Genomic DNA, 15,367 nt, shown 5'->3' with positions numbered 1-15,367 from the left:
CATGCCCGCTCCGGCCGCATCTTCGCGTGCGTGACCACCCACCGTTGCACGTCGGTGTCCGAGACCCTCACCCCCGCCGCATACGCGTCCTGCCGAGCGCGCAGTGCATCGTTGAACACCACCCGTGCGCATCCGAACGACCGGGCCAGCATGTCTTGCTAACCCGGCGTCGGATACACGCGGTAGCGGTATCGGAGTTGCACGCCCGCACCATACAAGCGACCACCGACACACACCGCTCGAGGGATCGAGCTATCCCGGCCGTGAACGACCGGGCTTGCGCCGAAGATAGTGCGGTCAGCGGTCGACCGGTCCCCGGGACGGATCCTCCGGTGACAGCCCTTCCGCAACGCCGGCACCACCCGCCCGATCGGTGCCGCGCCCGTCGGCGTCCGCGGCCTTCCGCTCGAGGTCGGCGCGCGCAGCGCGCAGGTCCTTCCCTCGCTTCCGATATCGGACGACCGCGACGACGAGGAGGACGAACACCAGCACGCCGATGATCGCTCCGACCAGCGAGGCTCCTCGGAATCCGGGCGCGTCGACATCCATGATCCGTTCGCCGGCGTGTGCTGCGTTCCCACCGCCGAGTACGACGCTGAGCGTCATCAGGTTCGGTATCGCCACAACGAGCGCAACGACGGTGAGCGCAATCTGGACACCGCGACCGAACTTCCATCCGCGCACCTGCCATACCCACACGAGTAGGACGAGTGGGATCGCAGTGCACAGGATCCCGAACACCAGCCCCCAGAGAATCCCGCGGGAGAATCCCCCCTCGGCGAGGCCGGCGATACGTTGCGCCCACCACCGAGGCAGGAACGCAGCGAGCACGAAGTAGGTGATGACGAGCACGAGCAGGGTCACGACCACCGCGATGGTCTTCTTGAGCCACGGCTTCATTCCCGCTCGCGCGATCTCGGACGATGTCCTGGCGTCAGACATGGGCCCAGCCTACGGTCCACCCGGACATAGTGGATTCAATTCCATGTCCTCGCGTTTCGCCCCGCCTTCCTCGGCCCGCTATGGATAGTGTGAGCACGCGCGAATCGAATCGGGTGGGGAGGCACATGCGCAGTTTCGTGGATCTGGGCCTGTTCCTGGCCGCAGTGGCATTGGGTATCGGCACCGTCCTGCCCATGGTCGGAGGGGTTCGCTCCACCGAAATCCCCCTCTCGGGACTCCGCGACGGATATCCGAGCGGCGATCCCACGAGTCTCGCCGTTGCGGATCTGCCACTGTACGAGGCTCTTGCGGTTCCGCTCGCCGCAGCATCGGTACTGCTGCTGATCGCCGCGCTGTTCGATTCGGTGGTCACCGGCTGGGCCGGCGTCATCCTCGCTCTGTCCGTGTGTGTGGCGGCTGCGGTGCGCATCTTCCAGTCGCACGGCGACTATCTGGCGGAGAACCACAGCACGGCCCTGACCAATCAGAACGGGTTCGTACTACTGGTCAGCGGCACCCTCGTCGGTCTGATGTGCTGCCTCGTTTCGCTACGACGACCGTCCAGGCAACCAGCATGAGGCCGACTGTGACGCGGTCGATACGCTCACCGCACCGGCGTCTCTCGGGTGGGGCGCCCATGACCAGACGAGGGTCCACATGGCAAGCCTTGACGAACTGATCTCCCAGGTACCGATCGATCAGGTGGCGCAGAAGCTCGGCGTCGATTCCGCAACGGCGGAGACCGCGGTCCGCGCGGCCCTCCCGACCCTGGTCGGCGGCCTGGATGCGAACGCTCAGGACGCAGCAGGAGCTGCATCGCTGATGTCGGCCGTGAACAAGCACTCGGGTTCGACGATCCTCGACGGCGGAGTCGACGTCGCAAAGGTCGATACCGCGGACGGCAACAAGATCGTTGCCAACGTGTTCGGCGACCACAAGGACCAGGTCATCAGCACTCTGGGTTCTGTCAACGGTTCCGGTGGCAAGGACCTCATGGCGCAGCTGCTGCCGATCCTGGCACCGATCGTGCTGTCATACCTCGCGAAGCAGATCACCGGTGGCTCCGCTCCCGCCTCGACGACGGCGAGCGCGGGCAACCAGGGCGGCCTCGGCGACCTGCTCGGCGGACTCCTGAAGAACGCTGCGGGCAGCTCGGGTAACACCGGCGGTGGACTCGGCGACATACTCGGTGGTGTCCTCGGCGGAAATTCCGGCGGACTCGGCGGGCTGCTAGGTGGCCTGCTCGGCAGCGGAAAGCGCTGATCAGCGCAATCCGACTCCGGTACGGACGCGGCCTCGGAACCCACCGGGGCCGTTTTCGATTCAGGGACTTCCGACGGTACACAGCGATGACCCGGTACCGTAGCCACGGACGTTTTGTGACGGGCAACATTGTGATTCCGATCAGTTGCCAGGTTCCGGTGCGCGACGACAGACTTCGACGGGCACGAACCTACGGTCCCGTAGGCTTCACCACCGAAACGACATCACACGGACAGGGGTATTGATACATGACGCGAGTCCTGACTCAACTGGAGCTACTGCGTGAGCTGGAGCCCGTGGCCGAGGCGAACGTCAATCGACACCTCTCGATGACGAAGGATTGGCATCCCCACGACTACGTGCCGTGGGACGAGGGTCGCAACTTCGCCGCCATGGGCGGCAGCGACTGGGATCCCGAGCAGTCGCGACTCGGTGAGGTCGCCAAGGCCGCGATGATCACCAACCTGCTCACCGAGGACAACCTGCCCTCCTACCACCGTGAGATCGCCGTCAACTTCTCGCGCGACGGCGCGTGGGGCACGTGGGTCGGTCGGTGGACTGCGGAGGAGAACCGTCACGGCATCGTGATGCGCGATTACCTCGTCGTCACGCGTGGTGTCGATCCGGTGGCCCTCGAGAACGCCCGCATGGAGCACATGACGAACGGCTTCGCGTCGCCCAACGACACCGGCATGCTGAGGTCGGTTGCGTACGTCACGTTCCAGGAACTCGCGACGCGCGTCTCTCACCGGAACACCGGCCACGCCTGCAACGAGCCGATCGCCGACAAGATGCTCCAGCGCATCGCTGCCGACGAGAACCTGCACATGATCTTCTACCGCAACATCTGCGAGGCCGCCCTCGATGTCGCTCCGGTCCAGACACTCGAAGCGATCACCGAGGTCCTGCGAAACTTCCAGATGCCGGGTGCGGGCATGCCGAACTTCCGTCGCAACGGCGTCCTGATGGCCAAGCACGGCATCTACGATCTTCGCCAGCACCTCGACGACGTCGTGATGCCTGTTCTGCGCAAGTGGAAGTTGTTCGACCGCGACTTCGGCAGCGCCGGCGCGCAGACCCTCGACGAGCTCGGCACCTTCCTCGAAGATCTCGAGAAGCAGGCCGTGAAGTTCGAGGAGATGCGCGACCGTTCGCTCGCCCGCGAAGCGGCCAAGCGCGAGCGCGCCGCAGCCGTCTCCTGACCCTGCTCGCGGGGTCCGGCCCGGGTTCGACCGATTCGGGCTCCACCCCCACCAGCGGTTATCCTGTGCCCGGTACCGTCTTCGGTGCCGGGCACAGTTGTTCGACCTGCCTCCGCAGGAACTTACTCGTATTCTTTTGCACCACAACGCTTTCTCGAGGTTCTCATGTCTGCCCTGAAGATCGGCTCGCTCGAATTGGACAGCCCTGTCGTGCTGGCTCCGATGGCCGGGGTGACGAACATCGCATTCCGCACTCTGTGCCGCGACCTCGAGCTCGAACGGGCCGGCAGCACATCGGGGCTGTATGTATGCGAGATGGTGACTGCGCGCGCCCTCGTCGAACGTCACCCGGTCACGATGCACATGACCACCTTCGGCCCCACCGAGACACCCCGTTCGCTGCAGCTGTACACGGTCGATCCCGACACGACGTACGCCGCAGCGAAGATGATCGTCGACGAGGACCTCGCAGACCACATCGACATGAACTTCGGGTGCCCCGTCCCCAAGGTCACCCGTAAGGGCGGTGGGTCGGCTCTGCCCTACAAGCGTCGCCTGTTCGGACAGATCGTGGCGGCTGCGGTGCGCGCTACCGAAGGCACGAACATCCCGGTCACGGTCAAGTTCCGGATCGGCATCGACGACGAGCACCACACCCACCTCGACGCGGGGCGGATCGCCGCCGGCGAGGGCGCTGCCGCCGTGGCACTGCACGCCCGCACTGCTGCTCAGCGATACTCGGGCACGGCGGCCTGGAACGAGATCGCCCGCCTGAAAGACCATGTCACGGACGTGCCGGTCCTGGGCAACGGCGACATCTTCGATGCCGAGGACGCCGAGAAGATGATGGCGCAGACCGGATGCGATGGTGTCGTCGTCGGGCGAGGTTGCCTGGGGCGCCCCTGGTTGTTCGCCGAGTTGAGCGCGGCACTGAACGGCCGGGACATTCCCACCCCACCGACGCTGGGCGAGGTCACGGTGATCATGCGCCGTCACGCCACACTCCTTGCCGCCCACCACGGCGAGGACAAGGGCATGCGCGAGATCCGCAAGCACATAGCCTGGTACCTGCGGGGCTTTCCTGCGGGTTCGGAGGTGCGGAGTGGCCTGGCACGGGTGTCGTCGCTGAGCGAGTTCGACGGTCTCCTCGGCCTGCTCGACCCGACCGTCCCGTTCCCGGCCGATGCCGAAGGCCCTCGTGGCCGCCAAGGCTCCCCCAGCGCCGTAGCACTGCCCGAAGGATGGCTCGACGACCCCGACGACACGCTCGTCCCGGCGGGCGCGGACATCATGCACTCCGGTGGGTGACCTGCGCTGATTGCTCTCGTGGGCGAGACAAAGCTCGCATCTCTTCGTGGGTTGCCCGGCAATCAGTATCATGGCGAGGTCGCTCTGAGCGAGGGCGAACACGACGAGTGCGGGAACGCGACGCGGAGAGGCCAGGGCATCTGTGGGTGAGGAGCACGATCCGGGTTCGCCCGACAGTCGTGCCCCCTGGGAGCGGCCGATCGCCGACCCCGCCACTCGCGACTCACGCTCCGGCCGAATCCGCCGGGACCGGCCGGACGGTGCAGAAGCGGACAGTGCACGCTCGGAGAGCGGACGAAGTGCCAGTTCTCGCTCCGACAGCCGTCGCAGCGAGTCCGGGCGCAGCAGGCGCAACGACTCCGCGGACAAGTCGAAGCAGCTCACCGTCGCGGAGCTGATGAACAAGGTGGACCGCGAGAAGAACTCGCCCCCCTCCACTCCGTCATCGCCGTCCACCCCGTCTCGCGCAGCATCGCCACCTCCCACCGCATCGCTACCTCCCGAAGTGTCACGACCGTCCGCCGCACCTCGGGTTCCTGATACTCCTCCCGCGTTCCGAACGCCGCAGCCTCCCCCGACGCCGCCGCAGGCTCCCCCACCGAGGCCCCAGCCTCCGCGGGCATCCCAGCCCCCGCGCCCCTCGCAGCCCCGAAAGCACCCGGAGGCTCCGGTACCGCCGCCGCAGGCATCTCCGCAGCGGCCGAGTTCGCCTCCCCTGACCGCGGCATCGGCGCTTCCCCCTGCTCATCCACCTGCGGCCCCGCCCCAAGGGCGCGGCCCGACACGCGCAACCCCGGTGCCCGCCGTCGACGACCCGGCACGACCGGACACCGAGCCCGACAACGTCGACGACGAACCGACGGCGATACCGCAGGCGGTGGGCAGCGACGGTCTGAGCCGGCTGGCGCTGAGCAAGAAACGCAAGCAACGGAAATTGCGGCTCGCCGCACGTGTCGCGGTCTCGCTCGTCTCCGTCCTCGCCCTCGTCGGCACCGGATCGGTCTGGAGTTATCTCCGCGCGACAGAGGCCGGGTTCTCTCAGATCGCAGCTCTCGACACAGAGTCCGACGACATCGTCGACCCCATCGGGCAGACCGGCGACGAGACCTACCTCATCGTCGGTACCGATACGCGTGCCGGCGCCAGCGGTGAGGTGGGTGCCGGCAGCGTCGAGGACGCCGAGGGCGCTCGCGCCGACGTCGCGATCCTGGTCAACATTCCTGCCGATCGCAGTCGCGTGGTCGCGGTGTCGTTCCCCCGGGATCTCGACGTCGAGCGGCCGGTGTGTCTCGCGTGGGACAGCGAGACCGGCGACTACAGCTCCGAGATCTATCCCGCTGCCGAAGGCGACAAACTCAACGCCGTGTACGCACTCGGCGGTCCGAAATGCCTGGTCAAGACGATCCAGAAGATGTCGGGTCTGAAGATCGGCCACTTCGTCGGTATCGATTTCGCCGGCTTCGAATCGATGGTCGACGAGGTCGGCGGTGTCGAGGTCTGCACCCCTACTCCGTTGGTGGACGGTGAGCTCGGCACGATCATCGACATAGCGGGCACCCATCTTCTCGACGGTCGACGAGCTCTCGACTACGTTCGTGCGCGCAAGGTCGAATCCGAGATCAACAGCGACTATTCGCGGATCAACCGCCAGCAGAAGTTCCTGTCGTCGCTGCTGCGGTCCGCGCTGTCGAACAAGGTTCTGCTCGACCCAGGGAAGCTGAACGGGCTCATCGGCGCCTTCACTCGCGCGACGTTCGTCGAGAACGTCAACGCCGATTCGCTGGTGAAGCTCGGGCGGTCGCTGCAGAACGTCGATGCCGGGGCCGTCACATTCCTGACCGTGCCCACTGCCGGTACCACAGAGTGGGGCAACGAGATTCCCCGGCTCGACGACATCGAAGCCATCTTCACCGCGATCATCGACGACCAGCCTCTCCCCGGGGAGAGGCGCGAGACACCCGACGAGGCCGACCCGGCTGCCGATCCGGTGGTCTCCCCCTCACTGCCCGCGCTCGATCCGTCCTGGGTGTCGGTCCAGGTATCGAACGCGTCGGGGGTGTCCGGTCTCGCTGCCGGGACCTCGGACGAGCTCGCCTCATACGGATTCCCCATCTACGACGTAGGGAACTATACGGGCATCAGCTCACAGACCGTCGTGCGATTCGCACCCGGCATGGAGGCCGAGGCAATGACGGTGGCCTCGGCCTTCCCGGGCGCAGTACTGCAGCGCGCCTCGGATTCGTCGTTGGGTAATGTGGTCGAAGTCGTCCTCGGGCCTGAATTCGACGGCGCCCTGACGTACCCCACCCCGGCGGGGAGCCCACTCGGGCCGGTCACGATCGAAGAGGCCCACGACGAAGGCGCCGTCCAGCTCCCGGACGACCTCACCGTGACCAACGCCGGCGCCGATCCCTGCAGCTGAGAGCGTCGAACGCCGCTGAGTCGTTCACCTCCGGTTCACTCCTTGATCGTGATACGGACCGTTGGAGGCCGTATGGTGTGACGTTATGCGCGTCGCTTACAACGAACAGATGGATGAACTCACCGGGCTACTCGGCGAAATGGCCGGACTCGCCGGAGTGGCGATGGAACGGGCCACCCAAGCCTTGCTCCAGGCCGACCTCCCCCTTGCGGAGACGGTGATCGAAGAGCACGACAAGATCACCGAACTCGGTGCCGTGTGCGAAGAGAAGGCCTTCGCGCTTCTCGCCCTGCAGGGCCCGGTCGCGGGCGACCTGCGCGCGGTGGTGAGCGGCATCCAGATCGTCGCGGACATCGATCGCATGGGTGCGCTTGCTCTGCACATCGCAAAGGCCACACGCCGGCGTCATCCCAATCACGTGCTGCCCGACGAGGTCAGTGGGTACTTCGCGGAGATGGGCCGGATCGCCGTGTCCCTCGGTGCCGCGACCCGCGAGATCCTCGAGACCCGCGACCCCGAGCGCGCAGCACGCCTCCACGAGGAGGACGAGGCGATGGACGATCTCCACCGCCACCTGTTCACGGTGCTCATGGACCGCGAATGGAAGCACGGCGTGGCCGCGGCCGTCGACGTCACCCTCCTGGGACGCTTCTACGAGCGGTTCGCCGACCACGCCGTCGAGGTGGGTCGCCGCGTGATCTTCCTGGTGACGGGCAAGCTGCCCACCCTCGAGGACTTCCACACCATGCAGCAGCGCGTCGACAAGCTCACTGTGTACCCCGAGTCCTGAGTTCGCCTGCGCCACACGCGCAGAGCCCCGACCGGATGATCCGGTCGGGGCTCTCCTATTCGTGCTGCGGCCAGTCATGCTGTGGCCGAGTAAGACTCAGCCGAATCGGCCCGAAATGTAGTCCTCGGTGGCTTTCTGCGTCGGGTTCGAGAAGATCTTCTCGGTGTCGTCGATCTCGATCAGCTTGCCGGGCCTACCGGTGGCCTCGAGATTGAAGAACGCCGTCTGGTCGCTCACGCGGGCTGCCTGCTGCATGTTGTGCGTGACGATGACAATCGTGAACTCCTGCTTCAGCTCCGTGATCAGATCCTCGATTGCAAGCGTCGAGATGGGGTCGAGCGCGGAGCACGGCTCGTCCATGAGCAGCACGTCGGGCTGCACCGCGATCGCGCGGGCGATACACAGACGCTGCTGCTGACCACCGGACAGACCGCCGCCGGGCTTGTCGAGGCGATCCTTGACCTCCGTCCAGAGGTTCGCGCCACGCAGCGACTTCTCGGCGACCTCGTCGAGCTTCTTCTTGTCGCGCATGCCCTGCAGCTTCAGGCCCGCAACGACGTTGTCGCGAATCGACATCGTCGGGAAGGGGTTCGGCCGCTGGAACACCATGCCGATGGTCTTGCGCACACCCACGGGATCGACGGACGCGTCGTAGATGTCCTCGCCGTCGAGGAGCACCGACCCTTCGACGTAGGCGCCGGGGGTCACCTCGTGCATGCGGTTGAGGGAGCGGAGCACGGTGGACTTACCGCAGCCGGACGGGCCGATGAACGCCGTGACGTTGCGGGGAGGCACCGAGAGCGTCACGTCGGACACCGCGTGGAACTTGCCGTAGAAGATGTTGACGTCCTTGAGATCCAGACGCTTGGCCATTACCGGCTCCCTAATGGTGTATCGAATTCGAAGTATGTGGTCATCGCCGGCTCGTCTACTTGGAGCCGACCTGCGACAGGCGGCCGATCAGCTTGGCGGCGATGTTGAGGATCGCGATGATGAGGATCAGGGTCAATGCAGCACCCCAGATGCGCATCGAACCAGCTTCGGTGGGGTTGTTCATCTCGGCGACCATTAGACCCGGCAGTGTGGCCATCTCGCCACCGAACAGGTTGAAGTTGATGAACGGTGCGTAGCCCACGAGGATCAGCAGCGGCGCGGTCTCACCCATCACACGAGCGAGTGCGAGCATGATGCCGGTGATGATGCCGGCGAGCGAGGTCGGGAGCACGATCCGGGCGATCGTCTTCCACTTCGGGACACCGAGTGCGTACGACGCCTCGCGGAGGTCCTGCGGAACGATCCGCAACATTTCCTCGGTGCTGCGCACCACGACCGGCACCATGAGAAGCACCAGCGCCAGGGACACTGCGAATGCGGACTTCGGCATGCCGAAGGTCGCCACCCACAGCGCGTAGATGAACAGCGCGGCGACGATGGACGGAACACCGCTGAGGATGTCGACCATGAACGTCGTGATGCGGCCGAGCTTCGACTTGCCTGCGTACTCGACTAGATAGATCGCGACGAATACACCGAGCGGGATCGAGATGACCGCACATACCAATCCCTGCAGGAGGGTGCCGATGATCGCGTGGTAGACACCGCCACCCATGGACGAAGCGGTCAGCCCGCTCAGCGAGTTGGTGAACCAGGTCGGGGAAAGCAGTGCGGGCAGGCCCTTGGCGATCACAGTGAAGAGCACCCAGGCCAACGGCACGAGAGCAACGAGCACCGAGAAGGTGACGAGCACAGTCGCCGCGACGTCCTTGGTGCGACGTGCACCGCTGACCCGCTGGAATGTCGGTGCCTTGACCGGCGATTTGAGGGTTGTCGTCGTCATGGCGTCAGTCCTTCTTTCCGGCGACGATCATGCGGGCTGCGGCGTTGACGACGAAGGTCAGGACGAAGAGCACGAGACCTGCCGCGATGTAGGCGCCTGCCTGGATGTTGTTGTTGAACTCGGCGTAACCGAGGGCGATCTTCGATGCGATGGTGGCGCCACCGTCGAACAGCGACCAGGAGAACGCGTCGGAGGTAGTCCGCAGGATGAGGTAGAGGGCCATGGTCTCGCCGAGTGCTCGTCCGAGACCGAGCATGGAACCGCTGACGTAGCCCGACTTACCGAACGGGATGACCGTCGTCTTCACGACTTCCCAGCGGGTCGCGCCGAGTGCGAGCGCCGCCTCGATGTGCGCGGTGGGCGTCTGGACGAACACCTCACGGCTCACGGCGGCGATGGTGGGCAGGATCATCACGGCGAGCACGATGCCCGCGGTGAAGATCGTTCCGCCGCCCACAATCGAACCGCTGCCCGTCGCGAACAGCGGGAACCAGCCGAGGTTGGTGTTGAGGAACTCTGCGACCGGTCGCAGGAAGGGCGCGAGGATGAGCATGCCCCACAGGCCGTAGACGATCGACGGCACCGCAGCGAGCAGGTCGATCACGTACGCAAGCGTCTTCTTGACCCGCGCGGGACAGTACGAGGTCAGGAAGATCGCGATACCGAGGGCCACCGGCATCGCGAGTACCAGCGCGAACACCGACACGAGGACGGTGACCTGGAACAGGTCGAGGACGCCGAAGGCCATCGCCTCGATGTCCTGAGTGACCCACTCGCGGCTGGTGAGGAAGTTGACGGTGTTGCGTTGCAGCGCGGGCACTGCACGCCAGACGAGGAACACCGCGATCGCGGCGATGATCACCGAGATCAGGACGGCAGACCCGGAAGCCAACGAACTGAAGATCCGGTCGCCTGGCCGAACGACGGTCTTCTTCTTGCTCTGTGGGGAAGTAATCTTGGCCTCCGGTGTACTGCCGTGCGGACCTGTACTGCCGTGCGGACCGCCCGGTCCTGACCCGGCCGGGTCGGGACCGGCGGCGCGAGTAGCCGAGGTGCTCGGCGCGTCACTCATGTGAACTCGCAATCTATCTCGTTGTGGATTTCAGGAACGGGCGGTCCGCCGGTGCAGACGATCAGGCGATGGCGTCGATCGACTCGGTCAGCTGGGTCTTGAAGGAATCGGGCAGCGGGACATAGCCGATCTCCTCGAGGCCATCCTGGCCTTCGTTGGCCGCGCTGGTCAGGAACGACTTGACCGCTGCCGACGTGTCGGCGTCGTAGCCGCCCGAGCAGACGACCTCGTAGGTGGCGAGCACCAGCGGGTACGCACCTTCGGCGTCGGTGTCGAAGATCGACGTGAGGTCGAGGGTCAGATCGCCGCCGCCGGCGCTGGCGAACTCGGCACCGTCGATGGCCGCAGCGGCGGTCTCGGCGGTCAGCTCGACCGGGCCGTTGCCGGTGTCGATCGAAGCGATGCTGAGCCCGTTCTGCTCGGCGAACGACAACTCGACGTAGGTGATCGATCCGGGGGAACCCGAAACAGCCTGGGCGACACCGGCAGAGCCCTTCGCACCTTCACCGATACCGCCGGTGAAATCGGAGCCTGCACCGGTGGTCCATGCACCGTTGGACGCTGCTTCGAGATACTGCTGGAAGTTGTCGGTGGTACCCGACGAATCCGAACGGACGATCGCGGTGATCGGGCTATCGGGCAGTTCGACACCCTCGTTGAGCGCGGCGAGCGCCGGATCGTTCCACGTGGTGATCTGGCCGTTGAAGATCTTGGCGGCGACCTCACCGTTGACGACGAGATTGTCGACGCCGTCGAGGTTGTAGGCAAGCGCGACCGGGCCGAACACGAGCGGCAGGTTCCAGGCCGGGTTGCCCGCGCAACGCTCGGCAGCCAGCGCTGCCTGCTCGTCCTCGATAGCAGAGTCGGAGCCTGCGAAATCGATCTGGCTTGCGATGAACTGCGTGCGGCCGTCACCGGAACCCGACGGGTTGTACGCCACGTTGACCGTGGAGCCCTTCTCGTTACAGACGGCGATGTAGGTCGACACGAAGTTGTCCATCGCGTTCTTCTGCGCAGACGACCCCGCCCCGGAGAGGTTCTCCTTACCCTCGCAGGTCGCGCCCGACGCGTCGGCGTCGACCTCGACGGAGCCCGCGTTGTTGTCGCTACCGCAGGCCGCGAGCGTGAGGGCGCCGGCCGCAAACAGGCCGAGCAGAGCACCATTGCGCTTCAGGTTCACCTGTACTCCTTCAGGAATATCGCTTCCGCCACACAAGGCTGGGTGGCGACTTCGAGACGCGGGAGGACCCCGGCGCCGAGCCGACAGCGTCCGACCCGTATGCAGAAGGTAGGCGGATCCGGTGGACGGATACTTCCTCGCTGGTTAACAGGAGATGAACACGCCGGATACAGGCGCTATTGGTGTTGCGACGATCACCCGAACTTCACCGGACAACAACGTGTCGTCGGGAGATGTTCACTTCGCGTATGCGACATCCACATGAAACCGCTCGAACCCGAGCTTGCCGTAGGTGTTGAGCGCGGCCGTGTTGTCACCCTCGACATAGAGCAGAACAGTGGGCAATCCGCGCTCGCGCAGATGATGCAGTCCGGCGAGGGTGAGGAGCCGGCCGAGACCCCGGCCCTGCGCCTCCGGATCGATACCGACCACGTAGACCTCGCCGAGCGACGGTTCCGTCGGCCCCGCCGGGTGCACCTTCGTCCAGTGGAAGCCCAGGAGACGATCAGGATCGGCGGCGTCGAATGCGAGGAACAGCCCCTCGGGATCGAACCACGACTCGGCGCGACGGTCGGCCACATCGCTCGCTGTCATACGCCCCTGTTCCGGGTGCCATTCGAAGGCGGATGCGTTGACCCGGACGAGCTCCGGATCGTCCGAGGGCCCTCGATACGTGCGCAACTCCACCGAATCGGGAACTTCGAGCTCGGGGAGTGCGAGATCGAGCGACCGTCTCAGCTGAAGTAGTTCGCGCACACCCGACAGGTCGAGTTTCGCGGCGACAGCCCGGGCCGCGGGAAGGTCGCCGTGCGCCCACACCCGCGCGTCGGTGCCGCCTTCGGTCAGTGCTGCACCGACGAGCTCGCTACCGAGCCCGCGGCCTCGCTGGGCCGGATCCACGACGACCTCGGACATCGACGGATGCTCACCGTGCGCGGGCGTGAGATTCGCATACCCGGCGACCGCACCGTCCACGACGGCGATCAGGTGCCGCGCATCGGTGTCGCGAGTCAGGGAGTGGACCGCCTGCTCCGACACCGGAGCGGTACCGTCGTGCGCGGTCGCGCGGTCGAGAAGTGCCTGCACCTCGGCGGCGTGCTCCGTGGTCGGACGGTCGACGAACTGCTGCAATGGGAGCTCTTCGCGCTCGTGGTGCCCGGGCTTCATGCACCCGAGGGTAGCCACTACTCCGCGAACTCGTCCTCGGGGTGCCCGACGGTGTGACCGCCCTTGGTGCGGCTGCTCGGCCTGACCGCCTTGTAGCCGACATTACGGACGGTGCCGATGAGGGCTTCGTGTTCGGGGCCGAGCTTCGCGCGGAGTCGTCGCACGTGCACGTCGACGGTGCGGGTGCCGCCGAAGAAGTCGTAGCCCCACACTTCCTGCAGCAACTGCGCGCGGGTGAAGACCCGGCCGGCGTGCTGAGCGAGATACTTGAGAAGTTCGAATTCCTTGTACGTCAGGTCGAGCGGTTTTCCGCGCAACCTCGCCGTATATGTGTCCTCGTCGATGGTGAGTTCGCCGAGCGTGATCCGCCCGGACGTCTCGGTGCCGACCGCTCCACCGGAGCGCGCCAGGAGCAGCCGCAACCGGGCGTCGAGTTCCGCGGGTCCCGTGCCGGTGAGCAGGATGTCGTCGAGCGCCCACTCGGGGTTGACCGCGACGAGCCCGCCTTCGGTGAGAACAGCGACGACGGGGATGGCCGATCCCGCTCCCCCGAGCAGGCGACACAATCCGCGCGCTGCGGCGAGATCCGTCCGCGCGTCGACGATCGCGACATCTGCGGTTGCTGCCTCGAGCAACGACGACACCTCGGTCGGGACCGGCCGCACCGAATGTGCCAGCAGCGACAGCGACGGCAGCACGGCATCAGGATTCGGATCGGAGGTCAGAAGGAGAAGTTCCACCGGGCCTCCGTTTCTTCGCACTGCCTGGGTGGACCGTTCCGGATGAACGACGTGCTACAGATTAACCCCCCATTTGTTACCGGCGTGTTAGCTGGCAGAAGGCGGCGCGGTACGCTCCGTCACAATGGTCGGCGTGCGCAAACTCATTTACGGCCTCGTCGTCCTCGTCGGCCTCGCTCTACTGGTCGATTTCGGAGCGGCGGCCTGGTCCGAGTACCGGCTGTCACGGGCGCTGCGTGAGGGTGGAGCCCTCCAGTCCGATCCCGCGGTGACGATCCACGGATTCCCGTTTCTCCTGCAGGCACGCAACGGGCACTACGAGAACGTCGAGATCACCGCGGATCGGGTCCCCACCGACATGCTCGGCGACATCACGGTCGAAGCGAACCTGGTGGGAGCCCACGCAGAAGCATCCGAACTCCTCGACGGATCGATCCGGTCGGTACCGGTCGACCTGCTGTTCGGCCGCGTCATGATCGACGCCACCGAACTCGGTCAGGCGCTCGACATCCCCGACCTGCAGATTTCTGCGCCGCCGGACAGCAAGTCCGACGGCACGGGCGGATCGGGCGGATCCGGTCCGACCACAGCCGGCGGTGTCGTGCTCACCGGCACTGTGCCCGTCGGTCCGCTCTCGGCGCGGGTCAGTGTCCAGGCAGACCTGGTGCTGGACGGCGACCAGGTACAGATCGTCGCGTCGGACCTGTACTTCGGCCCTGAGGGACATGCCGACTTCACGGTTCCCGAACCGTTGAAGCCTCTGGTGCTGGGACTGTTCACCGCCACGATCGAGCCGCAGGATCTGCCGTTCGGCGTGTATCCCACCTCGGTGGAGGCACGTGGCTCGCGGATCGTCATCGAAGGCGAGGCACACAACGTGACCATCGACCTCGCGGAAGTGCAGCGCCCCTCGTGATCGCGCTGGCCGTCCTTGCGGTCGTGGTCGTCGCGGCGTGCGTCGTAGGCGTGGTGCTTCGCGCGCAGTCCGGCCGGCTGAGGGAGCAACCGGACGGTGGCCCCTCGGTGGCGAGCCCGGAACTCGGCAGAGTCGGAGTCGGCGCAGGTGAGCCGGTGATACTGCATTTCTCCGCTCCGTGGTGCGGGCCGTGCGCTGCAGTGCGCCGGGTAGTGTCCGCGGTGGTGGAGAACCCCGGCGACGCCGGGACACCGGTTCACGACATCGAACTCGATCTCGATGAAAATTCCTCGCTGGCCACAGAACTCGGCGTACTCTCACTTCCCACGACGTTGTTGTTCGACGGCAACGGACGCCAGCGCTTCCGAGTCTCCGGGGTTCCGACGGCGAACGACCTGAGGCAAGCGCTGGCCGCGCTGTGACGCCGACCGGCACCCGCCCCTTCCTTATGCCGGTTTCTCGGTTAGACTGCGACACGTGCTCACCTGCCAAGAGCTGATGCTCACCCGACGCCGCACAGTCGACCTG

Annotated in this window: 16 protein-coding genes; 8 read left to right on the top strand and 8 right to left on the bottom strand. The window is 65.9% G+C overall.

The window, feature by feature from the left end:
• Window positions 1–152 (bottom strand): helix-turn-helix domain-containing protein (locus EV641_RS25050; protein WP_241997458.1); only part of this gene is annotated, 152 nt, incomplete at its 3' end.
• A 145-nt stretch (window positions 153–297) separates the two neighbouring features.
• Window positions 298–942, bottom strand: a complete 645-nt coding sequence (locus tag EV641_RS25045; RefSeq protein WP_241997457.1) for a hypothetical protein — start codon at window positions 940–942, stop codon at window positions 298–300.
• A gap of 125 nt (window positions 943–1,067) precedes the next feature.
• Here EV641_RS25045 and EV641_RS25040 point away from each other — a divergent pair, with 125 nt between their 5' ends.
• The 6 genes from EV641_RS25040 to phoU all read left to right on the top strand — a co-directional run bounded on the left by EV641_RS25040 (window position 1,068) and on the right by phoU (window position 7,927).
• Entirely contained in the window at window positions 1,068–1,520 is a 453-nt protein-coding gene (locus EV641_RS25040) for a hypothetical protein (RefSeq protein ID WP_054718617.1), read from the top strand.
• 79 nt (window positions 1,521–1,599) lie between these two features.
• Window positions 1,600–2,205: a DUF937 domain-containing protein gene (locus EV641_RS25035; protein WP_132475485.1), complete on the top strand. Its 606-nt coding sequence runs from the start codon at window positions 1,600–1,602 to the stop codon at window positions 2,203–2,205.
• A gap of 248 nt (window positions 2,206–2,453) precedes the next feature.
• A complete protein-coding gene (locus tag EV641_RS25030; RefSeq protein ID WP_132475482.1) occupies window positions 2,454–3,407 on the top strand; it encodes an acyl-ACP desaturase in 954 nt (317 codons plus the stop codon).
• A gap of 165 nt (window positions 3,408–3,572) precedes the next feature.
• Complete coding sequence (gene dusB, locus EV641_RS25025; protein ID WP_132475479.1) at window positions 3,573–4,715, top strand: tRNA dihydrouridine synthase DusB; 1,143 nt, start codon at window positions 3,573–3,575, stop codon at window positions 4,713–4,715.
• Between the two features lie 796 nt (window positions 4,716–5,511).
• Window positions 5,512–7,137 carry an LCP family protein gene (locus EV641_RS25020; RefSeq protein ID WP_241997456.1) on the top strand — a complete coding sequence of 542 codons (1,626 nt, stop codon included), beginning with the start codon at window positions 5,512–5,514 and terminating at the stop codon, window positions 7,135–7,137.
• A gap of 85 nt (window positions 7,138–7,222) precedes the next feature.
• Window positions 7,223–7,927, top strand: coding sequence for a phosphate signaling complex protein PhoU (gene phoU / locus EV641_RS25015; protein WP_054716997.1), 705 nt, complete (start codon window positions 7,223–7,225; stop codon window positions 7,925–7,927).
• Between the two features lie 96 nt (window positions 7,928–8,023).
• On the opposite strand, the gene pstB is transcribed toward phoU, so the two are convergent.
• From pstB to EV641_RS24985, 6 genes are all read right to left on the bottom strand, one after another.
• The gene (gene pstB, locus EV641_RS25010; protein WP_054717000.1) at window positions 8,024–8,800 is read right to left on the bottom strand and encodes a phosphate ABC transporter ATP-binding protein PstB; all 777 of its coding nucleotides are present in this window, start codon (window positions 8,798–8,800) and stop codon (window positions 8,024–8,026) included.
• Between the two features lie 55 nt (window positions 8,801–8,855).
• A complete protein-coding gene (pstA, locus tag EV641_RS25005; RefSeq protein WP_132475476.1) occupies window positions 8,856–9,764 on the bottom strand; it encodes a phosphate ABC transporter permease PstA in 909 nt (302 codons plus the stop codon).
• 4 nt (window positions 9,765–9,768) lie between these two features.
• The gene (gene pstC / locus EV641_RS25000; protein WP_132475473.1) at window positions 9,769–10,836 is read right to left on the bottom strand and encodes a phosphate ABC transporter permease subunit PstC; all 1,068 of its coding nucleotides are present in this window, start codon (window positions 10,834–10,836) and stop codon (window positions 9,769–9,771) included.
• Window positions 10,837–10,897: 61 nt separating this feature from the next.
• Window positions 10,898–12,016 carry a phosphate ABC transporter substrate-binding protein PstS gene (gene pstS / locus EV641_RS24995; RefSeq protein WP_132475470.1) on the bottom strand — a complete coding sequence of 373 codons (1,119 nt, stop codon included), beginning with the start codon at window positions 12,014–12,016 and terminating at the stop codon, window positions 10,898–10,900.
• 237 nt (window positions 12,017–12,253) lie between these two features.
• Window positions 12,254–13,183, bottom strand: coding sequence for a mycothiol synthase (gene mshD / locus EV641_RS24990; RefSeq protein WP_132475467.1), 930 nt, complete (start codon window positions 13,181–13,183; stop codon window positions 12,254–12,256).
• A gap of 17 nt (window positions 13,184–13,200) precedes the next feature.
• Window positions 13,201–13,923 carry a response regulator transcription factor gene (locus tag EV641_RS24985; RefSeq protein ID WP_054716606.1) on the bottom strand — a complete coding sequence of 241 codons (723 nt, stop codon included), beginning with the start codon at window positions 13,921–13,923 and terminating at the stop codon, window positions 13,201–13,203.
• Between the two features lie 133 nt (window positions 13,924–14,056).
• Between EV641_RS24985 and EV641_RS24980 the strand changes: the two genes are divergently transcribed.
• The gene (locus EV641_RS24980) at window positions 14,057–14,839 is read left to right on the top strand and encodes an LmeA family phospholipid-binding protein (protein WP_132475464.1); all 783 of its coding nucleotides are present in this window, start codon (window positions 14,057–14,059) and stop codon (window positions 14,837–14,839) included.
• The gene (locus EV641_RS24975) at window positions 14,836–15,261 is read left to right on the top strand and encodes a thioredoxin family protein (protein WP_132475461.1); all 426 of its coding nucleotides are present in this window, start codon (window positions 14,836–14,838) and stop codon (window positions 15,259–15,261) included. Before EV641_RS24980 ends, EV641_RS24975 begins: the two co-directional genes overlap by 4 nt.
• Window positions 15,262–15,367: the final 106 nt, after the last annotated feature.

This window comes from Rhodococcus sp. SMB37 (assembly GCF_004345605.1).
Classification (GTDB): domain Bacteria; phylum Actinomycetota; class Actinomycetes; order Mycobacteriales; family Mycobacteriaceae; genus Rhodococcus.
Note: the sequence above shows the minus strand (reverse complement) of the source record. Positions and strands in the feature narration are given on the sequence as shown.